This window comes from Amycolatopsis sp. NPDC104587, from assembly GCF_055583645.1.
Genome location: NZ_JBVJNO010000014.1, coordinates 185,699 through 207,671 on the forward strand (window position 1 = coordinate 185,699; position 21,973 = coordinate 207,671).

18 protein-coding genes, 4 tRNA genes, 1 pseudogene and 1 riboswitch are annotated in these 21,973 nt (G+C 70.5%); of the genes and pseudogenes, 8 read left to right on the plus strand and 15 right to left on the minus strand.

The genetic code is table 11. The features are described from left to right. Nucleotides 1-63: 63 nt before the first annotated feature. The gene (locus ACZ61C_RS36810) at nucleotides 64-1,593 is read right to left on the minus strand and encodes a sugar transferase (protein WP_465312526.1); all 1,530 of its coding nucleotides are present in this window, start codon (nucleotides 1,591-1,593) and stop codon (nucleotides 64-66) included. 826 nt (nucleotides 1,594-2,419) lie between these two features. Continuing rightward, nucleotides 2,420-2,491, minus strand: a tRNA-Val gene (locus tag ACZ61C_RS36815). A 390-nt stretch (nucleotides 2,492-2,881) separates the two neighbouring features. Here ACZ61C_RS36815 and ACZ61C_RS36820 point away from each other — a divergent pair. The 4 genes from ACZ61C_RS36820 to ACZ61C_RS36835 all read left to right on the plus strand — a co-directional run bounded on the left by ACZ61C_RS36820 (nucleotide 2,882) and on the right by ACZ61C_RS36835 (nucleotide 3,663). Beyond that, nucleotides 2,882-3,307 (plus strand): SsgA family sporulation/cell division regulator, encoded by a 426-nt coding sequence (locus ACZ61C_RS36820; protein ID WP_033293569.1) that lies wholly within the window; start codon nucleotides 2,882-2,884, stop codon nucleotides 3,305-3,307. A gap of 112 nt (nucleotides 3,308-3,419) precedes the next feature. Continuing rightward, a tRNA-Gly gene (locus tag ACZ61C_RS36825) sits at nucleotides 3,420-3,492 on the plus strand. 24 nt (nucleotides 3,493-3,516) lie between these two features. Continuing rightward, nucleotides 3,517-3,587 (plus strand) — tRNA-Cys (locus tag ACZ61C_RS36830). A gap of 1 nt (nucleotide 3,588) precedes the next feature. After that, nucleotides 3,589-3,663 (plus strand) — tRNA-Val (locus ACZ61C_RS36835). A gap of 286 nt (nucleotides 3,664-3,949) precedes the next feature. On the opposite strand, the gene ACZ61C_RS36840 is transcribed toward ACZ61C_RS36835, so the two are convergent. The 10 genes and pseudogenes from ACZ61C_RS36840 to ACZ61C_RS36885 form a co-directional block, all read right to left on the minus strand. Beyond that, nucleotides 3,950-4,381, minus strand: a complete 432-nt coding sequence (locus ACZ61C_RS36840; RefSeq protein WP_465312527.1) for a citrate/2-methylcitrate synthase — start codon at nucleotides 4,379-4,381, stop codon at nucleotides 3,950-3,952. Nucleotides 4,382-4,469: 88 nt separating this feature from the next. Continuing rightward, nucleotides 4,470-4,742 (minus strand): annotated as a pseudogene (locus tag ACZ61C_RS36845) (citrate/2-methylcitrate synthase); the annotation flags it as partial. 137 nt (nucleotides 4,743-4,879) lie between these two features. Then, a complete protein-coding gene (locus ACZ61C_RS36850; RefSeq protein WP_465312528.1) occupies nucleotides 4,880-5,746 on the minus strand; it encodes a hypothetical protein in 867 nt (288 codons plus the stop codon). 91 nt (nucleotides 5,747-5,837) lie between these two features. Beyond that, nucleotides 5,838-6,857, minus strand: coding sequence for a peptidase (locus ACZ61C_RS36855; RefSeq protein WP_465312529.1), 1,020 nt, complete (start codon nucleotides 6,855-6,857; stop codon nucleotides 5,838-5,840). Continuing rightward, on the minus strand, nucleotides 6,854-7,711 hold the full coding sequence (locus ACZ61C_RS36860; protein WP_465312530.1) for an ECF transporter S component family protein: 858 nt from the start codon (nucleotides 7,709-7,711) through the stop codon (nucleotides 6,854-6,856). Before ACZ61C_RS36860 ends, ACZ61C_RS36855 begins: the two co-directional genes overlap by 4 nt. Further along, complete coding sequence (locus ACZ61C_RS36865) at nucleotides 7,708-9,300, minus strand: ABC transporter ATP-binding protein (protein ID WP_465312531.1); 1,593 nt, start codon at nucleotides 9,298-9,300, stop codon at nucleotides 7,708-7,710. Before ACZ61C_RS36865 ends, ACZ61C_RS36860 begins: the two co-directional genes overlap by 4 nt. Next, nucleotides 9,297-10,424, minus strand: a complete 1,128-nt coding sequence (locus ACZ61C_RS36870; protein ID WP_465312532.1) for an energy-coupling factor transporter transmembrane component T — start codon at nucleotides 10,422-10,424, stop codon at nucleotides 9,297-9,299. Before ACZ61C_RS36870 ends, ACZ61C_RS36865 begins: the two co-directional genes overlap by 4 nt. Further along, the gene (locus ACZ61C_RS36875; protein ID WP_465312533.1) at nucleotides 10,424-11,377 is read right to left on the minus strand and encodes an ABC transporter substrate-binding protein; all 954 of its coding nucleotides are present in this window, start codon (nucleotides 11,375-11,377) and stop codon (nucleotides 10,424-10,426) included. Before ACZ61C_RS36875 ends, ACZ61C_RS36870 begins: the two co-directional genes overlap by 1 nt. Next, the gene (locus tag ACZ61C_RS36880; RefSeq protein ID WP_465312534.1) at nucleotides 11,374-12,237 is read right to left on the minus strand and encodes a hypothetical protein; all 864 of its coding nucleotides are present in this window, start codon (nucleotides 12,235-12,237) and stop codon (nucleotides 11,374-11,376) included. The genes ACZ61C_RS36875 and ACZ61C_RS36880 overlap by 4 nt, the downstream gene beginning before the upstream one ends. Nucleotides 12,238-12,241: 4 nt before the next feature. Next, nucleotides 12,242-14,794 (minus strand): hypothetical protein, encoded by a 2,553-nt coding sequence (locus tag ACZ61C_RS36885; RefSeq protein ID WP_465312535.1) that lies wholly within the window; start codon nucleotides 14,792-14,794, stop codon nucleotides 12,242-12,244. A gap of 60 nt (nucleotides 14,795-14,854) precedes the next feature. Further along, nucleotides 14,855-15,001, minus strand: a riboswitch (adenosylcobalamin (AdoCbl) riboswitch). Between the two features lie 366 nt (nucleotides 15,002-15,367). Here ACZ61C_RS36885 and ACZ61C_RS36890 point away from each other — a divergent pair. From ACZ61C_RS36890 to ACZ61C_RS36900, 3 genes are all read left to right on the plus strand, one after another. Beyond that, nucleotides 15,368-16,201, plus strand: coding sequence for an SCO6745 family protein (locus ACZ61C_RS36890; RefSeq protein ID WP_465312536.1), 834 nt, complete (start codon nucleotides 15,368-15,370; stop codon nucleotides 16,199-16,201). Nucleotides 16,202-16,287: 86 nt separating this feature from the next. Continuing rightward, nucleotides 16,288-16,713: a MarR family winged helix-turn-helix transcriptional regulator gene (locus ACZ61C_RS36895; RefSeq protein ID WP_465312537.1), complete on the plus strand. Its 426-nt coding sequence runs from the start codon at nucleotides 16,288-16,290 to the stop codon at nucleotides 16,711-16,713. 77 nt (nucleotides 16,714-16,790) lie between these two features. Beyond that, on the plus strand, nucleotides 16,791-17,675 hold the full coding sequence (locus ACZ61C_RS36900; protein WP_465312538.1) for an NmrA/HSCARG family protein: 885 nt from the start codon (nucleotides 16,791-16,793) through the stop codon (nucleotides 17,673-17,675). A 102-nt stretch (nucleotides 17,676-17,777) separates the two neighbouring features. Here ACZ61C_RS36900 and ACZ61C_RS36905 read toward each other — a convergent pair whose 3' ends face one another. Then, entirely contained in the window at nucleotides 17,778-19,181 is a 1,404-nt protein-coding gene (locus tag ACZ61C_RS36905) for a glycosyltransferase family protein (protein ID WP_465312539.1), read from the minus strand. A gap of 748 nt (nucleotides 19,182-19,929) precedes the next feature. Here ACZ61C_RS36905 and ACZ61C_RS36910 point away from each other — a divergent pair. Then, nucleotides 19,930-20,691, plus strand: a complete 762-nt coding sequence (locus ACZ61C_RS36910) for a class I SAM-dependent methyltransferase (RefSeq protein ID WP_465312540.1) — start codon at nucleotides 19,930-19,932, stop codon at nucleotides 20,689-20,691. 144 nt (nucleotides 20,692-20,835) lie between these two features. Here the strand turns inward: ACZ61C_RS36910 and ACZ61C_RS36915 are convergent, their stop codons facing one another. Both ACZ61C_RS36915 and ACZ61C_RS36920 read right to left on the minus strand, forming a co-directional pair. After that, nucleotides 20,836-21,327 carry an SRPBCC family protein gene (locus ACZ61C_RS36915; protein ID WP_465312541.1) on the minus strand — a complete coding sequence of 164 codons (492 nt, stop codon included), beginning with the start codon at nucleotides 21,325-21,327 and terminating at the stop codon, nucleotides 20,836-20,838. A 40-nt stretch (nucleotides 21,328-21,367) separates the two neighbouring features. Continuing rightward, nucleotides 21,368-21,973 (minus strand): SRPBCC domain-containing protein, encoded by a 606-nt coding sequence (locus ACZ61C_RS36920; RefSeq protein ID WP_465312542.1) that lies wholly within the window; start codon nucleotides 21,971-21,973, stop codon nucleotides 21,368-21,370.

The following is a 21,973-nucleotide window of genomic DNA, read 5'->3' on the forward strand; positions in this document are numbered from 1 at the left end:
ACGGCCGCCGACCCCTGCGGCGGGGATCGGCGGCCGTGGTGCGCGGCGCGCGGTGCGAACGGGTCAGTAGGCGCCCTGCCCGCCCATCACCGCGCGGAAGGTCTTCCAGAGGATCACCAGGTCCAGGGCCAGTGACCAGTCCTCGACGTAGCGCAGGTCGAGCCGGATGCTCTCCGCCCACGTCAGGTCCGACCGGCCGCTCACCTGCCACAGCCCGGTCAGCCCCGGCTTCACCAGCAGCCGGCGCCGGGCGTCCGGCGCGTACTTCGCCGTTTCCTCCGGCAACGGCGGCCGCGGGCCGACGAGCGACATCTTCCCGGAGACGACGTTGAACAGCTGGGGCAGTTCGTCGAGCGAATATCGACGCAGGAGACCACCCACACGGGTGATACGGGGGTCGCGCTTCATCTTGAACAGCGGACCCGCGCCTTCGTTCGCCGTCTCGAGCGTTTTCCGGATTTCGTCGGCATTGGTGACCATCGTGCGGAACTTCAGCATCGTGAACACGGCGCCGTCGCGGCCGACGCGGCGCTGGCGGTAGATCACCGGGCCGCGGTCGTTCAGCTTGATCGCGAGCGCGATGACGAGCAGCAGCGGGGACATCATCGTGAGCAGCAGCGCCGAGCCGGCGCGGTCGACGACCTCCTTCACCACGCGGCGCCCGCCGGTGAACATCGGCGCGGTGACCCGCAGCAGCGGCATCCCCAGCACGCCGGTGACGTTGAGCCGGGGCCCGGCGACCTCCATCAGCACGGGCGCCACGACCATCTCGGCGCCGGTGCCCTCCATGTCCCAGGCCAGGCGCTGCAGGCGCTTCGGGCTCCAGTACTGGTCGGCGGTGATGGCGACGACGCGGTAGCCGCCGCGGCGCACGTGCCGGGAAAGCTCCTCGAGCCGGCCGACCACGGGGACGCCGTCGATCTCGCCGCTGTCGCGGTCGGCGCCGTGGCCGGTGAACGTGCAGGCCGCCTCGACGCGCCACCCGACGTGGACCTCGGACCGGGTGCGCGCGATCAGGTCGGCGACGGTCTCCGGGCTGCCCGCGGCCATCACCGGCAGCAGGCAGAGTCCCTTGGCACGCTTGCGGTGCAGCACCTGGCGCAGCAGGTAGCGCTGCGGGAAGGCGACGAGCGCGATCGCCGGGACGACGACGAACACCCAGACCTGGACCTCGAGCGCGCCGAAGAGCAGGCCGCCGAGGGCGACCAGGACGGCCGCGGTGATGAAGCCGCGGCCGAGGGTGCGGTACTCCTCCGCGCCTTCACCGAGCACCCGCGAGCTCCACGCCCGGCTCACCGGCAGCGAGACGAAGATGGCGAGCATCGTCCCGAAGGCGTGCATGTCGTGCGGGGCAACACGATCGATGACGAACGCGCTGATCGCGATCACCAGCAGCGTGATGAACACGTCGCTGCCGATGACCCAGGCTCTGTACCTCGCTTCCCAGGCCGCCGGCAACGCCTTGGGGGACGGCGTCCCGGCCGGTTCGGCGGCCGGGCGCTCGTCCCGCTGGGCGGGGCGCGGGATGGCTTGGAGGTCGATGTGCGGCGGTGGCTGGCTCACCGTGTACGAAGGCCGCACCGACTCTTCCATCTGACCTCCCGGACCAGGATCGGTTGATCTCGCAGGTACGCAGCGTCACCGAATGTGATTTCGGAGAGTCATCACAACTCAGTGGTCGCGCAGTGCCCGCAGAGGCTTCACAAGGCAAGGTATCGGCGACTCTCTCAGCATCGTTACAACGATTTCCAGCCACATGCTGCGCGTCTTCCCCGCCAGAAAATGGCCGCAAGATAACAAGATGATGACGATGCGTAATAAAGCGTATCCCGGGAAAAATCACGGAATGTAGCCAAAAAAGACGGTACCCGCACTCGGGTGGACCACGTGCTTCCGAACGGCCGAACGGCCCGCCGCGGATCTACTGTGGACACTGCGGCGCCGAGGCGGTCCACAGTGGACCAGGACGGGCCGCGATCCGGCTCCGTGCCGCCACGGGATGATCACAGCGTGACACTCATCATCAAGTCGTCACGCGCGGCGTTTCCGTCACACGTCGCGACACCCCGTCGGCACGCCCTGCGGTGACAAGGCGTGCCGAGGATCACATGCAGACCTCCAGCAAGGTTCGGTGCGACAGAAGCCGGCCGCAACGGCAGGTTTCAGAGGAAGGTGCCCACGGCTCCGAACAGGACGCCCGAACAACCCTCGTCAGCACATACGCAGGATCCGAACGGACCGTTCACTCCGCTTCGCGGCGCCGCTGGAGGACCTGAGACGTCCCGGTTGGCGGACGCATCGAAAAGGTGACCCGACCTGGGGGTCCGGGGGCGTGCTACCGGCAGGGCTCAGCCCCCAGGGCACAACGAGAAGAGCCCTGCTTGCGCATTTCGCAAGCAGGGCTCTTCTGCGATTCGGGTGGGCGATACTGGGATCGAACCAGTGACCTCTTCGGTGTGAACGAAGCGCTCTCCCCCTGAGCTAATCGCCCGCTCGGGGTGTTCAGACAACTGTAGCGCACTACTTCAGGACGCCTGCAAACGGGTGGTCCTCGTCGACCACACTCCGCTTACCGGCGAGTACGGAACGAACAACCCCGAGCTAGCCGGGGTTGTGGCGGCCGGGGGCCGCCCGACACCACGTTCGACATCCGTGCGACGGTGCTATCGCCCGGCGACTAAACCGCGCAGTATGGAGGCGTGGGTCCCGCGGGGCACGCCGGTCTGCTGCGCGCCGCGGGTGATCACGGGGTGACAGACGGGGGCCATGAGTCCGTACGGGTGATCTGTGGCGCATCCGCGACGGATCGGGCCTCCCGATGCGTCCCAGTGGTGACGCCCTCGGCCGGGCCGGGCCGGGAAGGGAGACGAAGGGTAGGACGATGCGCAACGATCACGTGACGCTCCGCTCGACGGCGGTCTTCGACCTGCTGGCGCCGCGGACTCCCGCGGTTCCGGTGAAGGTGGAGCTGCGCTACGACACACGCGACCCGTACGCGGTCGTCGCCGCCTTCCGCACCGGCCGCGCCGGCTGGGTCGAGTGGGTGTACGCGCGTGACCTCCTCGCGGACGGCCTCCTGGCCGACGCGGGTGACGGGGACGTCCGCATCCGCCCTTCGGTCGAGGACCCCGAGTCCGTGCTGATCGAGCTGAACTCGCCCTCCGGGCACGCCATGTTCGAGGCGTCGGCCCAGGAGCTCGCCGACTTCCTCGACCGCACGTACGACGTGGTCCTCCCGGGCAACGAGCACCTGTGGGTCGACGTCGACGACGCGCTCACCCACCTCATCCCGCACGATCTGGCCTGATGACGAGCCCGCAACGGCTGAGTGACACCCCGGTGTCGAAGCCGTTTTCGGGGTCCGATATGGTTTTCCCACACCACGGCGACGGGGGTTCCACCACCTGGAGCTGCGGAGTGCGGATGTAGCGCAGCTGGTAGCGCATCACCTTGCCAAGGTGAGGGTCGCGGGTTCGAATCCCGTCATCCGCTCGATAGGCTCTCGAGGCCTGGCACGGTGGAGTGGCCGAGAGGCGAGGCAACGGCCTGCAAAGCCGTGTACACGGGTTCGAATCCCGTCTCCACCTCGCGCGATTAGCTCAGCGGGAGAGCGCTTCCCTGACACGGAAGAGGTCACTGGTTCAATCCCAGTATCGCGCACCACCTGAAACTGCAGGTCAGAAGCCCTGTCCCTCCTCGGAGGGGCAGGGCTTCAGTCGTCAGATGGCGACGGGCCCCGGGCCGGGCTCCAGACCCGCCGGGACCGCAGGTGCGGGCACCAGGACACCAGGACAGCCCACTCCCCCGGGTACCGCGACGCCACAGATCGCAACCAATGTTCTTCCAGGGCATCCAGCGCGGCTGAGAATTCCGAGGATCCCCTCGGCGAGGGCCGCGACCGCGATTGACGAGTCGGTCATCGCGCGGGCGTTCTGCGCAGCTGAGCGTTTCATGACCGGGTGATCGCTCGCTGCGGCTTGCCGCGGTAGGTGCTCGACGGACGGATCAGGCTGTTGGACGACAGCTGCTCGATGATGTGCGCCGTCCAGCCGGTGATCCGGGCAGCGACGAAGACCGGCGTGAACACCGGCGTGTCGAAGCCCATCAGGCGGTACGCCGGCCCGGCCGGGTAGTCGAGGTTCGGGTGCAGCCCCTTGGCCGCGTACATCGCCTCGGCGAGGGCCTCGTACAAGTCGAGTAGCTCATGTCCGCCGCGCAGCTCGGCCACCTCCTGCAGCGCTTTGCGCATCGTTGGGACGCGGGAGTCGCCCTTCTTGTAGACACGGTGGCCGAACCCCATGATCTTCCGCTTGTCGGCAAGCGCTTTCCCCAACCAGGCTTCGGCGTTGCCCGAAATGCCGATCTCCTCGAACGTCGCCATCACGGCCTCGTTCGCGCCACCGTGCAGCGGGCCCTTCGTGGGCGCCGAGGACGCTGACGGCGGTGCGCAGCGTGTCCATCGGGTGCGCGGTTGCGGGCAACGAGAGCAGCGTCAGCACGAGGTCGTTCGGCAGTGCTCGGTGGGCTCGTTCCGCCGAGTTCTGGGCCGCGAGTTGGCCGGGCGTCGGGAGTTCACCGTGCCAGAGGAGGTAGGCCACCTCTTCGAAGCTGCACTGCGCGGCGAGCTCCTGGACCGGGTAGCCGCGGTGGGTCAGCGAATTCGTGTCGGGGTTGACCATCGACACCTCGGTCGTGTCGACGACGACCCCGGCGAGTCCCTTGTGGATGGTGGGTGCAGACATCGTTGAGCCCGTCCATGCGCCCGCGCAGCCGGTGCCAGGCGAAACCGGACAGCTCGATCAGGTCGTCGCGGGACGAGGTCATGTCCCGGATCGTAGCCCCGGCCGCCGGACCGGGCGGTGGTCCGGCGGCCGCGGGCTCACGGGTGTCGAACGCAGTTCCGCGTCAAGTCGTGGAAGCCGACATGAGCGAGCCTGAGCGTCGCCTGTGCGCCGGCCCGGATCCACGTGTCCACCGAGCCGATCCCGGTCTCCCGCGCGGCCACGTACTCCTCCGGGGTGTAGGCGATCGCTCCGATCTCCTCGCGCAAAGCGTTGGCGCGATCCGTTTTCCGGTTCACCTGCGCGGACTCGAGGTACGCCGATCCTCGGCCGACCGCTTGGCCCGCCCCGCCCGCGTCGGCCAGGGCCTGCACGACCAGGCCGGTGCTGTTGGTGTTCCCGGCTTCGGTGCCGACCCCGCCGCCCCAGCCGCCGCTCGCCGTCTGGTGGGCTTTCAGCCACGACACCGCGCGAGCGATCGGCACGCCGAGCCCGGTGGCTCCGGCGTCACGGGCCGCGAGCAGGGCCGAGAGCGCCAGCCCGGTGGTGTCGTCGTCCGGCGCCGAGGCCCCGGCCGTCTTGCCCTCGTCGCAGGTCGTGATCCGCCGGCCGGTGGGGTCGTGGGCGAAGAAGATCCGGAAGTAGCCCTCGGACCACTGCTGGGTCAGCATCGTGTCGATGGCGAGCCGGTCGTTCTCGCCGACGCCGGCCAGCCCGATCACCGCGAGCGCCTGGCCGAACATGTTGGCGTTGTTGCTCACCATGTCGGCCAGGTCCGGGTTCTTCGAATAGTCGCTGACCCGGCCCTTGTCCGGACCGGAGCGCGGGATCGTGGCCTTGGTTCGGGACCAGTGCGTCCCAGGTGTAGTAGTCGGTCGCGTGCCGCTTCTCGTCGAGATAGGTCGCGATCGGTGCGCCTGCGCGTCGTGACCCGCTGCGTGCAGGGCGAACAGCGTGTCGATCATCAGGCCGTAGTCGGGCTGCGGCCCGCCGAACGGGTTCTCCAGCGTGCCCTGGCGGTGAGCTGCCCGGCCAGCCAGCCGGCCAGGACCCGCCTCACGCGCACACCAGCACCGGCTCGGCGGCCGACGAACCGGCCGAGGTCAGCTGGGCGAACCCGCGCCCGCCGAGGCCGAGGATTCCCTGCGTGGTCGCGCGGACGACCGTGTCGGCGTTGTAGCCGGTGGCGTCGTAGGCGATCGCGCCCCGGTTCGCCGGAACAGCTGCGCAGCCGACCTGCAGGCCGGTCAGGAACGTCTTGGCCTTCCGAGCCGCCGCGAGCCGCAGGCCCGCGCGAAACGCCTGGCCCGCGAGCCCGGTCGTGTTGGCGTTCGGCGCGACCGCCGGGTCGCCGGTCCCGACCGAGATGCCACCGTTGGCCTGCTGCTTGCCCGCCAGCCAGGTCAGGCCCTGTTGGGACGTGCCGATTCGGCCGGTGGCCTGCAGCGCCTGGACCGCCATCGCCGTCGAGTCGGTGTCGCTCACGCACGGTGTTGCGGCGAGGTCGAGGGGGAAGCCGCCGTCCGCGCATTGGGTGCCCGCGAGGAAGTTCACCGCCGACGCGGGCGCGTGGCCCGGCGTGCGGTCGAGCGCGAGGATCGCCAGGGACTGGGAGAAGGCGTTGCTGAAGTCGCCGAACGCGGACTTGTCCGAGAAGCGTCCGGACGGGGTGAGCAACGCACGCAGCCGCGTCGGCAGATCAGTGCCGCCGAACGACGCCGGGTTCAGGCCCCGGACTTCCGCGGCCAGCGCAGCCTTGGCGGTCGCGCCTGCGTAGGACTCGGTGACGCCGTCGCCGATGTAGCCGGCCAGGTTGCTGGCCACGTAGGTGGTCGCGCGGCCCGCGGCGGTGTTCGCGACGCCGGCCGAGGCGAAAGCGAAGATGCCGTCGATGGTCAGGCCGGTGTCCGGGTAGGCCACGCCGCCGAAGACGGTGACGAGGTGGTCGCCGTCGACCAGCTGTCTGGCGAGCCAGCCGGAGGCGTCGTCGGCGGCTTGCCGTGCGGGGGTGGCCGAGGCGACCGCCGGGAACGCCAAGGTGAGCGCGAGTGCGGCCGTGAGGATCCGGAGTTTCACTGGTTCTGCCTTTCCATCGGGAGTTCGGCGAAGCTCGGTGCGACGCCGTAGGAGGCTTTGCGCGACGCCCTGCGCAGGGTGGCGAGCACCGCGGGGCCGAGGACGAGGATCGCCGCGGTGTTGGTGATCGCCCGGCCGGTGTCCCAGCCCGCGGTCGACGTCAAGAGCGTGAAGACGGCGAAGCGGTGCAGGTTCTCCAGCACCGGATCGCCCGGGACGTACGAGATGTGCCCGTGGTAGTAAGGGACTTCGGCGCCGGTGATGAACGGCCAGAACCACAGGTTCATCAGGAACCCGAACAGGTACGCCACCACGATGCCGTAGCCGACGAGCATCACGATCTCGGCCTTGCCGGTCACCTTCCGCGGCAGCAGGCCGGCGCCCATGCCGATCCAGGCCGAGCACAGCATCTGGAACGGCAGCCACGGCCCGACCCCCGCGGTCAGCAGCGCCGAGGCGAACAGCGACGTGCAGCCGAGCACGAACCCGAACCCCGCGCCGAACACCCGTCCGGCCAGCACGAGCATGAAGAACACCGTCTCGATGCCCGCGGTCCCCGCGCCGAGTGGCCGAAGCGCCGCGTTGACCGCGGACAGCACGCCGAGCATGGCGAGGGCTTTGGCGTCCATGCCGCCTTCGGACAGCTCGGCCAGCACGATGACGATCAGGATCGGCAGGATGCCGAAGAAGATGAACGGCGCGTCCGGCCCGTGCTGCATGCTCTGCGGCTCGACGCGCACCAACAACGGCCAGACGAACATCATCAACCCGGCCAGCGACGCCAAGCCGAGCACCACGGCCGACCGCGGGCCGACGCGCACGGCCTGGTCGGCGCGCCCCCAGTGACGGATCACGAGACGGCCGCTTCGACTTCGGCGACGGTCAGCCAGCCGCCGCCGAGGATCTTGGCGACCTGCGTCGCGAAGGCCGGGGAGCCGCTGAGCACGTCGGCGGTCGAGCCGTCGCTGACGATCTCGCCTTCCGCCATGACCACGACCCGGTCGGCGATCGTCGCGACGAACTCGACGTCGTGCGTGGCCACGACCACCGCGCGTCCCTCGGCGGCCATCGCGGCGACCATGTCCGCGAGCGCGGCCTTGGCGGTGTAGTCCAGGCCGCGGGTCGGCTCGTCGAGCAGCATGATCGAGGGCGACGCGGACAGCTGCACCGCCAGCACCAGCGCGAGCCGCTGGCCTTCGGACAGGTCACGCGGGTGCTTGCCGTCGTCGATACCCGGGGCGAGCCGGTCGAGCAGGCCCCGGCAGGAGCCGGGTTCGGCACCGGATTCGGCGTCGGCCGCGGCGCATTCGGCGGCGACGGACTCGAGGTAGAGCAGGTCGCTCGCGGTCTGCGGCACCAGGCCGACGACTTTGCGCGCCTTCGCGCTCGGCAGCTCCCCCGGATCGACGCCGGCGGCACGCACCTTGCCGCCCTGCCGGGGGCCCGAGCCTTGCAACGCCCACAGCAGCGACGACTTCCCGGAGCCGTTGCGGCCCATCATCGCCACCACCCGGCCGGGCCGCAGGTCGAGGTCGAGGCCGCGGACGGCGACCACCGGCCCGTACCGCACCACCACGTCGGACGCGGTGAGCACCGGCTCGGCGACGGGCGCGGCAGGCGCGGCTTCCGCCGGTCCGAGCCGGTCGCGCAAGGGCTTCGCGACGCGACGGGCGTCGCGCACCGACATCGGCAGCGGGTCCCACCCGGCCAGCCGCCCGAGCCGGACGATCGGCGGCGCGATCGGCGACGTCCGCAACACCTCCGGCGGAGTCCCGTCGAGGACGCTGCCGTCGCCCGGGACGTAGAGCATGCGGTCGGCGAACGGGATCACCCGTTCCATCCGGTGCTCGGCCAGCACGACAGTGGTGCCGAGATCCTGCACGAGCCGCGCCAGCGTCGCGAGCACCTCCTCGGCCGCGATCGGGTCCAATGCGGACGTCGGCTCGTCGAGCACGAGGACCTTCGGGTGCATGGTCAGCACCGAACCCACCGCGACCCGCTGCTGCTGACCACCTGAGAGTGTCCGAAGTGGACGGCGGCGCAGCTCGGCGATGCCCAGCAGGTCCAGGGTTTCCTCGACCCGGCGGCGCATCACCTGCGGCGCCAGGCCGAGCTGTTCCATGCCGTAGGCCAGTTCGTCCTCGACGACGTCGGTGACGAACCCCGCCAAGGGGTCCTGCCCGACGACGCCGACGAGGTGCGCGAACTCCCGCGGTGGCCGCTCGCGCGTCGTGACGCCCTCGACCGACACCGTGCCTTCGAGGTGGCCGCCGGTGAAGTGCGGGACCAGGCCGTTGAACGTGCCGAGCAGCGTCGACTTGCCCGACCCGGTCCGGCCGGCGACCAGCACAAGCTCGCCTTCGCCGATCGTCAACGAGACGTCGGCGAGGACAGGCTCCGATTGTCCGTGGTACCAGAAGGACACGTGGTCCAGCTCGATCATGCGGGGACTTTCTCCTTCTCGGGCACCGCTTCCGCCTCGAACGGCAGCGCGGGCGGCGGGGTCAGGAAGGCCGGGAGCACGCCGAGCAGCACGCCCGCGAGAGGCAGCCAGGACAGCAGCGGCCAGGACAGCGTGCTGAGCGAGGGGTTGAGGTTCGTCGGGTCCACACTGGACGTCGTGAACAGCACCACGGCCACGCCGATTCCGCTCGCCGCGGTCACGAACTCGGCCGGGTGCCAGCGGTCCGGCCGGTAGCGGCTGCGCCGGACCCGGGTCCCGGCGGTCCGGAAGCCGATCAGGCCGAGCACCAGCCCCACCGCCAGGAACGGTGTGGCCAGGAACCGCGGCGTCGAGCCGTCAAGCGTGGCGTAGACGCCGACGCAGATACCGATCAGCCCGGTGATCATCAGCGTTCCGGTGAGCAGCCGCGCCCGGGCCTTCACCACGCCGGCCCGGCCATAGCCGCGGGAGTCCATCGAGGACGCCAGCTGCAACGACCGGTCCAGCGCGTCTTCCAGCACCGGGATGATCACGGCGTGCAACGCGCGGAACCGCCGTCCCTTCGCGCCGCCACGCAGCTTCCGCGCGCGGTGCACGCGCTGGACGCTTTCGGCCAGCTGCGGGAACACCGAGAGCGCGACGATCACCGCCGTCCCGATCTCGTACAGCGCCGGCGGCATGGCCTTGAGCAGCCGTTTCGGGTTCGCCAGCGCGTTCGCCGCACCGAGACAGAGCACCATGGTCGCCAGTCGCAGGCCGTCGTAGAGCCCGCCGAGCACCGACTCGGCCGAGACGTCGCCGAGCAGCCGGATGCCCGCCGCCCACGCGGGCAGCGGGATCTCCGGCAGGCGCAGGATGATCGTCGAGCCCTCGGCGCCGCCGAAGACGATCCGGAAGAACACCCGCACCCCGATGATCACCGCGGCCAGGTAGGCGTACATCCGGAACGCCATCGCCCACGGCGCGTCCGCCCGCCGCGCGATCACGACGTAGCAGAGCACCGCGCAGATCGTCAGCAGCAGCCACGGGTTCGTCGTCCGGCCGGCCGCGACGGCCAGCCCGAGCGCCCACACCCACCACGCCGCCGGGTGCAGGTCGCGGGGCAGGAACCAGGAAGCGAGCATCACCTTTCCCGCGCGCGTTTGCGCTGCCGGGCGGTGAACCACGCCGCCGCGCCCAGCAGCACGACCGCTCCCCCGGCGACCCAGGGCGCGTAGTCGCTGGCTCCGGCCTGCTCCTTGATCGCCTGGTTGACGTCCGGCGCGCTCTCACCGCCGGTGAACGCGACGTTCTTCGCGGGATCGGGCGCGCCCTGCGCGCCGCCGCCCGGCCGCGGCTTCGGCGGCGGCAACGCCCGCGAGGACGCCGGATCCTCACCCGGCTGCCCCGGCGTGGCCGTCTGCGTTCCTCCGGCCGGTGCGCCAGGGGTGGCGGCGGTGCCGCCGCCCCGCTGTCCCCCGGCGACGCTGCCCGGCTGCTTTTCGTTGAGGTCATCGGACGTCGGCACCGGCTCGGCCGCGGTCGTGCAGCCCTCGCCGGCGCTGCCGGGCCGGACCGGGGCGATCCGCGGGACCGGGTTGGAGTCTGCGGTCGCGTTGAGGGAAAACGACCAGCCCTCGAACCCGCCCGGGGTGAAGTCGCGGTTCTTCACGCCCCACTGGCTGTACTCCCAGGCACAGTTGTTCCCCGAGTGCCAGTACGACCAGTACCCCGCCGCCGGCGGAGTGTCCACACAGGTCTCTTTGTAGTGTTCGTTGCCCTTGACCGGGATCTCTTCGACCGCGGACGGCCGGTTCTCGATCCGGCAGATGAACGCTTCACCCCACCGCTGCACCCCGGCGATCTGGAACCCGGCGTTCTTCAGCGCGTCCAGCCCGGTGCCGCGGCCGGTCTGCGGGTCGCAGCGCACGATCGTCGTGCCGCCGAGCTGCTGGAAGTCGATCACGACCGTGACGCCGGCGCCGTCGGTGCAGAAGCCGGGCTTGCCCTTGCTCTGGTCGATGGCCTGGGCGGTGCCCGGCGTCAGGGCGGCCACCAGGACGGTGGCCGCCGCGACGCCGGCTGCGCGTCGGATCACTGCACCGTCAACGACGCGGTCGAATACACCGTGCCGCCCGTACCGGTCGCCTTGATCGTGTAGACGTAGGTGCCCTTGGCCGTCAGAGTGATCGACTTCGTGCCGCCCGGCACCGCCAGCGAGCCGGTCCAGGAGCCGCCGCCGGTGGCCGGGGACACCGACTGCGCCGTGAGCGTCGTGGAGTTGGTGGAGGTCCAGGTCAGCGTCGTGCTCTGGCCGAGGGTGATCTTGCGGTCCAGGTCGTCGACCGAAAGGCTCACCGTGGGGTTGGTGGCGTTGACCGCCGAGTTGCGCGGCGTCACTCGCGGCTCCGGGTTAGTGCTGGCGGACTTGTTCAGCGAGAACGACCAGCCCTCGAAACCGCCCGGAACGACGTTGCGGTTGAGAGCGCCGTAGCTGCTGTAGGTCCAGGTGGTGTTCGCGCCGGTGGCGTTCCAGTACGACCAGTACGCGCCCGCGGGTGGGGTGCGCACGCAGGCTTCCTTGTAGGTCGGGTTGCCCGAGACCGGGATCGGCTCGGTCGCCGACGGCCGTCCCTCCAGCCGGCACACGAATCCCAGGCCCCACTGCGCGACGCCGGCAACGGCGATTCCGGCGTCCTGCAGGGCCTGGATACCGTTGCGGTCGGTGCCCGGGGTGGCGTTCGGCGAGCAGCGGGTGATCGTCGGGGCTGCCGTTCCGCCGTTGCCGTTGAGCTCCTGGAAGTCGATGACGACGGTGACGCCGGTGAGGGCGTCGTTGCCGGTGCAGATCCCGTTGTAGCCCTTGGTCGGATCGACCGCCGACGCGGGCGTCGGCGCGGTGACGACGAGACCGGCCAGGACGGCGAGCCCGGCGAGCAGCGAAGGAATGCGTCTCATGGTGTTACCCCCTGGTGCGTGATGTGCGGTGGACGAGGTGGCGCAGACCCAAGGCCAGCGCGAAGACGAAGAGGACCACCGCGCCCGAGAAACGGGCCGCCAGCCAGACCGCGGACGTGCTCGTCGCCGACTGCGCGATGGCGGGGCCGTGTCCGGCAGCCGGCGGCTGATCGGTCAGAGGCAGCCGCGCGGCGGTGACGAGCGGGGAGCCGTCAGCATCGAACCAGGTCCGGCCGGCGATCCCGGGAGCCGACGCGATGCTCACACCGGGGTCGCTCGGCCCGCCCGGTGCCTTCGGCAGCCCGCCGTCGGCCAGCACGAGCGCACCGAGCGCCTGCGCGGCCTTGCTCGCGTCGAGTCCGGCTGCCTGGCGGCCTCCGGCGACGACCGCGGTGAGCGCGGGATCCGGCTGTCCGTCGGTGCCGGAGATCGTGGCGTCCGTGCGGGTGCGCGCGGTCAGAGCCGCGGCGGCGGACTCGAGGGCGCGCCGGTGTCCGGACGTCCAGGCGGCCGGTGCGGCGTTGCCCGGCATTCCGACCGCGGCGCTGACCGGTTCGCTCACCGTGCGAGGCTCGGCGTTCAACGCCTGGACCGCGGCGGCGGTCGCGGCCAGGTCCCCCGTGGCACACGGCTCCGTGGTGAACGCGGCCGGGAAGAGACCGTCCGCGCACTGGTGCGTCACCAGCGCGTCGACGGCAGCCTTTGCCGCCGCCGGATCCGCGCCCGCGGTGGTGGCCAAGGTCGCCCAGGCGTGGCGTTGGAGGGAATGGGTGCCGTCGGCGAATTCGCCGGTGTCGGTGAACTCGCCGGCCGGGGTCCGCAGCGCGGTGAGGTCCTGGGTCAGCTGGGCAGTGACCGGCGTGAGGTCTTGCTCGCCGGCTTCGAGGAATCGCGCGATGGTCTGCAGCTTCGCCAAGGGTTCGGCGTAATTCGCCGCGCCCTTCTCGTAGGGGGCGCCGTGGGCGTAGGCCTCGATCGAGTCCGGGTTCAGCAGGAAGCGCGAGGCACGAGCCACGGCGTCCGGCTGCTGCCCCAGCGTGCGCAGGGCGAGCACGAGGTCGGCGGTGAGGTCGTAGTCGACGAAGGTCTTGCCGTCCTGGCTGACCTCGACGTGGTCGCCGTCCACCAGCCGTCCGGCGAGGTAGCCGCCGAGGCGGTCGGCCGGGGTCGGACCGGCGACTTGCGCGGGCGCGCCGGGAGGCGTCACCACGGTGCCGCGTAATGAACCGGGCCGCACGGCCGGGGTGCCGGCCTTCTTGCTGACCGGCGGAGTCGCGGCGGGGCCGCCGGTCGCCGGGGGCTTCTCACCGGAGGGCGGAGGAGGTGGCGGCGGGAGGCAGCCGGGGTCAGGTCGCCTCGCGACGGGGGCGTGTCGCAGGGTGAGGTCGTGGAACCCGACCTGGGACAGGCCGAGCGCGGCCTGGGCGCTCGCGCGGATCCAGGTGTCGAGCCCGCCGATCCCGTTCGCCCGCGCCGCCTGGTACTCCGCCGGGGTGTAGGCGATCGCGCCGAGCTGGTCCGCGAGCCGGTTACCCGAGTCGGCCGCGGTCACCTGCGCGGACTTGAGGAACGCCGTCCCCGAGGTCATCGCGGCGTCCACGCACCCGGCGTCCGCGAGCGCTTGGAGGATCAGGCCGGTGCTGTTGGTGTTGGCCGCTTCTGTCCCGACACCGCCGCCCCAACCGCCCGTCGCGGTCTGGTGCGCCTTCAGCCACCGGACGGTCTTGGTGATGGGCGCGTCCAGGCCCGCCGCGCCGGCGTCGCGGGCGGCGAGCATCGCCGAAAGCGCGACGCCGGTCGTGTCGCCGTCCGGTGCCGACTGGTCGAACGGCTTGCCCTCGTCGCAGGTCGAGATCTTGTGGCCGTCCGGGGTCACCTGGTCGCCGGTCTCGGCGGTCGGGATGAGGCCGAAGAAGATCCGGAAGTAACCCTCCGAGCACTGCTGCTTCAGCATCGTGTCGATGGCGAGCCGGTCAGTGAGGCCCGCGCCCGCCAGCCCGATCACGGCCAGAGCCTGGCCGAACATGTTGGCGTTGTTGCTGACGAAGTCCTTGAAGTCGGGGTTCTTCGAGTAGTCGCTGACGCGGCCCTTGTCGACGCCCGAACGCATGATCGTGCCGAGGGTTTCGGCGACCATGTCGTGCCCGCCGAAGTTCCGCGGGTCGCGCCCGGCGACTTCCGCCGCGACCAGCACCTTCGCCGCGGCACCACCGGTGATGATCGCGTCGTAGCCCTGGCCCGGGACGAGGCCGTCCCACGTGTAGTAGTCGGTCGCGTGATGGTCGTCGTCGAGGTACTTCACGATCGGCGCGGCCAGGGACCCGTCACCCGAGGCATACATCGCGAACAGGGTGTCGATCATCAAGCCGTGGTCGGGCAGCTCCCCGCCGAGCGGGTTCTGCAGGGTCCCCTCGGGCGAGAGCTGCGCAGCCAGCCACGTCGACGTGGGTTTCGAAGCAGCGACATCACCGGCGAAAGCCGGGGTCAACGAGCCCACCGCGAACACGACGATGGCGGACGCCAAGGCCGCGACGGGCCTGAACCGCTTGCCGGCCACCTGCTCTTTCCTCTCCCCAGACGCCGGCGCGCACCACGAGAGAGACCGACCCTCAGGGCCGGGCGTCACTCACTGTTTACGCGACAGCGGTTCGACAACACCTGCCCGAGGAGGTAACCCGACTCGTCACCCAAGGTGACCTACGGTTGCGCGACAGCGCCGGACTTCGACCGGCTTCCCCTGCCACGGGCAGAAAAATCATGAAGTTGTACTGGCCAAACGAACCGACAGTAACACCTGGTCAGCCGGACGGGAACGGCAAACTCACGTCGGCTTGACGTCTGGGGTGTCGTCAGGGGCCGCCGATCCGTTTCGGTGATCCGCCCCACAGGACCGACGGCCGCCACGCGCTGCGGGTGCTGACCGTCGCCGTCCGCACGACAGGCAATCCGCGTGCGGTGCCGATCGCCGTCATACAGCTCGACGGCGTCCAGTACGCCTGCTCACCGGACCGCCGGCGGCAAACTCGTCCTGAAATCGGGTGGAAGCCGGGTGTCGAATCGGGAGTGAGCCGTTCGTGGAGGAGGTGAGCGGCCGCCATGAGGGGCGCCGCCGGAACCCACAGGAGACGAGATGTCGCACCCGGAACCCGTCGCCCGCCGCATGTACGACCTGGTCGAGCCCATCGGCCTGGTGCCCTACTTCGCCGACGAGGCGGACGAGGCCCTGCTGGCGCTGGGACTGCGCAACCCGTGGGACGCCTACTTCGCCGGACGGGCCGCGCCGTTCGGCCGGACGGCGCCGGCCGAGGTGGTCCACGCGATCTTCTACAACTTCGCCCCGGGGGAGGTGGCCCGCCACCTCCCCCGGGTGTGGGACCTGACCACCCCCGAAGCGGCGCTGGCCGCCCGCGAACGGGGCTGCGTCACGGGCATGCGGCGGATCCTCGGCGACCTCGCGGACGACCCCGCCGTCGCCCGCGCCGGCGACCTCCTGCTGAAGGCGGCGGCCAGCGCACCGGTGGAGGGACGCGCCCTCTACGCCGCCCTGCGCGCGCTCCCGGCGCCGCACGAGCCGGTCGCGCGGCTGTGGCACGCTGCCACGCTGCTGCGCGAGCACCGCGGTGACGGCCACACCGTCGCCTTGCTGACCGAGGGCATCGGCGGCACGGAAGCCCACGTGCTGCACGCCCTGTCCGTCGACATGCCCGCGAAGGACTTCGGCCGCGTCTGGCACCTCCCCGCCGCGCAGCTGGACGCGGTCATCGACGGCATGCGCGCCCGCGACCTCGTCGGACCCGACGGCCGGCTCACCGCCGCCGGCCGGGCCACGAAAGAACGGGTCGAAGCACTGACCGACCGGCTCGCGGAGGCGCCGTACCACGCACTGAGCCCCGGCGATCTCGACCGCCTCGTCGCCGACCTCGAACCGATCTCGGCTGCCTTCCGGGCGAAGTTCCCGATGTAGCGGTGGACAGCGCAGACCTGAACGTCGGGCGGGCCGGCCCGCGGCCGGTAGGCTGGACGTTCAGCATCGGGAGACAGGAGGCGGGCGTGGACTACGGCGACAAGCTCTTCTGGCTCTCGGTCCTGATCCAGCGCAGGTACGCGGAGATCTGCGCCGAATACGACCTGACCCCCACGCAAGCCACGCTGCTGTGCGCGATCAAAGACGAGCCGAAGCGGATGGCGTACCTCGCCAGCTCACTCGGCATGACCAAGAACGCGCTGAGCCAGCTCGTCGACCGCACCGAGCGGCGCGAACTCGTCAGCCGGGCGAACTCGGAGCAGGACCGGCGGGTCATCATGCTCGGCGTGACACCCACGGGGAAGGTGCTCGCCGAAGCCATCTACGCCGAGACGACCAAGCGCCTCCCCGACATCGCGGAGAACCTCGACGCCGACGACCAGCGCGACTTCGAACGCGTCGCCACCGCCATCGTGGACGCGGCGGGCGTCCCGGGGTCCGCCTCGCCCTGACTCACCGCGCAGGTTGCCATCAGTTCATGCCGTGAACTAATATGGTTCACGACATGAACTGATGAGAGGTGGTCGACATGCGGGAAAACGGCACGATCGCGGTCTTCGGTGGGACAGGGCAACAGGGCGGGGCGGTCGTCGACGCGCTACTCGCCCGAGCAGCGCGGGTGCGGGCCCTCGTCCGCTCCCCCGAGTCCGAGCGGGCGCGGGCGCTGGCCGCCCGGGGCGTCGAACTGTCGGCCATCCGGATCGACGACCCGGCGTCAACGGCCGCCGCGCTGGAGTCGGTTGCTGCCTTCTACTTCATGACCCCGGAGGCGAACAGCCTCGAGGAGATCGAGGAGGAAATCCGAGTGGGCACCGCCCTCGTCGATGCGGCGGCCGCGGCACGCGTGCCGCACGTCGTGTTCAACTCGGTTTTCGGGGCGGATCGCGAAACGGGCGTGCCGCACCACGACTCGAAGCACCGGATCGAGGAATACCTGAAGCTTTCCGGCCTGCGGGCCACGATGGTTCGCCCGACGGCCTTCATGGAGAACTTCGCGACCGTGATGGCGCCGCGCCTGGAGAACGGAACGATCGTGCTGAGGCTGCCGCTGCCGGACGGCATCGCCCTGAAGATGATCTCGATCAAGGACATCGGCCGGGTCGCCGCCTCGATCCTGCTCGGCACGGCGGACGTGCCGAGCGGAGCAGTCGAGGTCGTCGGCGACGAGCTGACGGGTAGCCGGATCGCCGCCGCGTTCGGCGCACACGCCGGGCTCCCGGCGCGCTACGAGGCCCTGCCACTGAGCGTCCTCGGCAACGACCTCGACAAGGCGATGTTCCGCCAGTTCGCCGAGGCGTCCGAACACCCGTCGGACCTCGCAGCAGTGCGGGCGATCGAGCCCGCCACTTGGGACCTGGCCGAGTGGATCCGCTCCAGCGGCTGGAGCGCGCCCGCACCGACGCGCATGAGCTGAACACCGGGGAACTGCCTGCAGCCGGGGATGGCAGCGGAGCGGATGTTCGCGAACCCGGAGCCGCTACCCGGTGGTGATCCGGCATGCCCCGCTTTCACGGTGTCAGGCTGTTCCGTCGGCCATCGCGGTCAGGAAAGCCGTCCACGGGCCGTCCGGGAAACGCTCTTCCACCCGCGCCAAGTTGGCCCGCATCACCACAGCCAGAGACTCGTCGCCTTCGCGCAAGGCCGACAGCTGCCGCGCCAGTTCCCGGCCGGCCGGGCGCGGTTCCTCGGGGTCCACCTCGACGCGGGCGAAGCCGGGGCCGAAGTGCGCGCCGAACGCGTCGTAAGGCGTTACAGCGCAAGGGATGCCCGCCAGCGCCGCGAGGGCCGGCCCGAGCCCGACCGTCTCGACGTCGACGCAGCTCGGCGTGAACAGCACCGCGCCGTGCGAGGCTCGCGCCACCCGCAGCAGGTCGATCTCGTCCAGCCGCCACGTGCCGCTGCTGTCGCGGTGGCTCGAAATCGGGACCCCGTCGAGGAACCGGACGGCGTCGGCGGTGCTCGTCTCCGCCACGGCTTCGCGCACCACCTCCGCGTACCCCGGCTCCTCGTCGAGGCTGCCGAACACCAGCAGGACCGGGTCGGGGACACCGAGACGCGCGCACTCCTCACGCACTCCGGCGAACACCCGCACCGAGATCTCAACCCCTTTCACCGCGAAGACCCGCACAGGCACCAGCACGACCGGGCGTCCCGGCTCGATGTCGCGTTCGGCCAGGAACTCTTGGTGGCGGGACTCGAGCGGGCCGTCCGGGACCAGCGGGAGGACGTTGGTGAGCAGCTCCGGCTCGAGCTCGGACGGGTACTTCTGCGCCTCGGTCAGCAGCGCCGGCGACACCACCGCCCAGCGGTCCGATTCCGTGGTGCCGGGCACGGGCGTGAAGTCGTTGGGCGCGGCGGGGTAGAAACGCTTGCCGTCCTCGAAGATCGCGCAGCTGCCGAACAGGTCGTGGTCCCAGTACAGCACTCCGCCGGGCCGGTCCCCCGCCCACCGGCGGGCCGCGGCGCGGTGCAGCGCCGTGGTGACCGGGACGGCGTCCGAGAGGGTGAGGTTGATCGCGACCACCCAGTCGACGTCGTGTTCGGTGAACCAGTCGTAGAAGTACTCCTCGTAGTACGCGCTGTAGATCTCGATCTCGCGCCGCAAAGCGGCGGCTTCGGTCTCGTCCAGCTCCTCCGGCGCGGCCACGGTCCGGCGGAGCGTGTCGAGCTTTTCCATCCACGGCGCCGGGTCCATCGGCACGGGAACCGCGTCGGAGACCCGCAGCCACGACGGGTACTCCGCGCCCGGCAGGCCACGCGGGAAGAACCGCTGCTTGTCCGCCCGCCACGAATAGCCGAGGTCCGCGGTGACCGGGAACTCCAGCAGGTCCGCCGCGCGCGCCCGGTCGACGATGTTGCGGAAGATCGTCAGCAGCCCGCTGACCGGCAACCCGTCTCCGCTGACAACAGCCCAGCGCATCTTCTGCCCCACTCCTGGCCTCCCGTTCGTCCGGTCACTCGGTCCCCATGCCACCACAGTCCCCGGCACACCGCCGATCGGGACGGGACGGCGCCACGCATGCTCGGCCCGGCCGGGCGAACCGAACGGGACGTCTTCGAGGTAGGCGCGGATGCCGACTACGGCTCGCCGGACCAGCGGCAAGCAGAGCGGGCAGCGATCTTGAACCTGCACATCCCTGGGAAAGGTGCCGGCGATGCGCCGTTGAAACGCGGCGCCCGGGTTCGACGTGCTACTCGCCTAACCTGTCCGCGAGGTGGAACAGGGCCGGGCGGATCCGGTGCACCGGCTGACCACGTCCGCGCGCAGCCGGGTGCCGTCGCTCCACACAGGACCGCTCGGCGGACCGAGGGCAGCGCGACGATGGCATGGGCGCGACGCGTCGTATTCCTGACCGCCGTCGCCAAGGTGCCGCGTCGTTCGGCTCCCGATGGCTCTCCATCGACTCCTTGCAGAGCACCGCAATAAACGCCCTCGCATGCCCAGGCCCAGCTCGTAGAGCCGCATCGCCGCCCGCAAGGCCATCGCAGCCGTCGCCACGAGGCGTTCGGCCACGCAGCAACTGGTTGTCAAGGACCGAGCGGCACTTGGGCGCTGACAACCCACGAACACCGTCGGAGCCATCCTTGCGAAAACCATTGGTGCCCGGGTTGCTCCGCTGATGGACTGTGTCCCACCGTGAGTCTGCCGCGCGACGGAGGTGATAGTCGTGACAGATTATGACGTGCTTGCCGAGGTGTACGAATGGCTCATCTCGGAGGCGAAGTTGCCTCCGGCCGAGTTCGCTGCGTCGTTCGGCGACGTCCTCGATCTGCTGCCGCCGAACGCTCACGTCCTCGACTGTTCGTGCGGAACCGGACAGCTGGCGGTCGGCCTCGCCGGTCGTGGCATGCAGGTCGTCGCAACCGACGCCAGCGAGGCGATGGTTCGTCGGACCGCACAGTTGTCCGAGGAGTTCGGGGCATCCGTCCGGGCCGTGCGGGCGAACTGGGAAGAGTTACCCGGCCATTTCCAGGACAACACGTTCGACATGGTGTTCTGCGTCGGCAACTCGCTCCACCATGCCGCGGGCGCGACAGGCCGAGGTGCTGCTCTGGAGTCGATGTCACGGCTTCTGCGCCCTGGCGGGCGCTTGGTACTCACATCCCGCACTTGGGAACTCGTGAGGGCCAGGGGTTCCCGGCTGGACATCGGTGACCGGCTCGTCCGCCGGAACGGTCGCGATGCCGTCGTGGTTTACCGCTGGGAGATCGCGCAGCATTGGGAGGAGGAGCACCACATCGAGATCGCGATCGCGCAAGTCGATGTGACCGGGTCGGTTCTCGTCCGCTCGGAACTGCTGTCCTGCTGGCCCTACCGGTACGAGGAACTCGAAGTCGAGCTGCACCGGGTCGGACTCCAGAGGGAACTGAGCACATTCGATCTTGAGGCCGAGAACTACATGGTGGTCGCGAGCAAGGTACTCCGATGAGTCCGGCTGGACTGCGCCACGTGGAGCCTGTGGAACGCCGTTGCGGGGACCGTTCCTGCCGCGTTGACAGTCAGCGAGGTCGCCCTTCAGCAGAAGCGGCAACGCCTACGTCGTAGGCGATCGCGCTCTCCACCGAGTGACAGATCAGTTCGTCTCTTGGCGGACGTCCGTCCCCTGCTCGGCGAACGCCTTGAAGTCCTGCATGTGCTGCCGCGACTGCTTGCGGAAGGCGCCGGGCATCAGACGCCCCATCAGCCGCATCGGCAACCCGTCGAACCGGAACTCGCTTTCGCTCTCCCACAGCGTCGTGCCCGGACCGGCGGCGATGATCCGGTCGCGCTGGGCCTGCCACATCCCCTCGCCGACGATCTCGCGGTCGTAGTGCACCACGACCGAACTGGGAACCGCGTGCAGGTCCGCAGGTTCCAGGCGCGTGATGGTCTCGGTGGCCTCCATCCTCCGCTTCCCCGTTTGGAACACGACTCGCGAGGTGGTGCCGACCTGGCCGTGCACCCCGTTCACCGGCTCGTGCAGGACCAGGCCACGCAGCCACTTCGGCAGGTGCGCCGGGTCGGCGACCAGCTGGACCACCTTCTCGCGGGGCAGGGCGATCTCGATCGAGGTGGTGTACTTCATCGCGCGTTCCCTTCGGGCGCGTAGAACGCGGTGGTGGCGGCTACCGCGGCCGCCACGTGATCCGGATGGGCGCCGGCCGCCAGGTGCGCTTCGCCCCATGCCGCGGCGCTGCGCCGAGCGAACTCGCGCCCCTCGGGCAAAGTCCGGAACTCCTCGTGGTCCAGGGTCTCGCCGTCGGCCAGGAACCCGGCCAGGGCGAGGAGATGCAGGCCCCAGCCCACACCGCCGGCACCGGGGCCGTAGGTGGGGAACAGGGGCTCCCCGACGGCTGCCGCGTGGACCAGTTCGAGCTCGGTGTCCCCGGCCGGGCCCGGGACAGGCGTACCTCGACCTCGCTCGTCCCCGGCCACTCGTCGGCGTCCGGTCCGAAGAGCCACGACACCCGCAGCCGCCGCGGCGGGTCGCACCGGAGGATTTCGCCGTGCTCACCGCCGTCCAGCACGAACGACCCGCCGAGCCGCAGGTCCCCGGTGACCGGCTTCAACCAGCGGCCCAGTCTCTCGGGGTCGGTGATGGCGTCCCACACGTCTTCGACCGGCGCGTCGTAGCGACGCCGCAGCTCGATGGTGTACGCGTCGCCGGCGGGCAGGGTCGATGTGCCCATCGCCCGGCGGGCAGCGGCCAGTTCGTCGAGCACGTCCTTCAT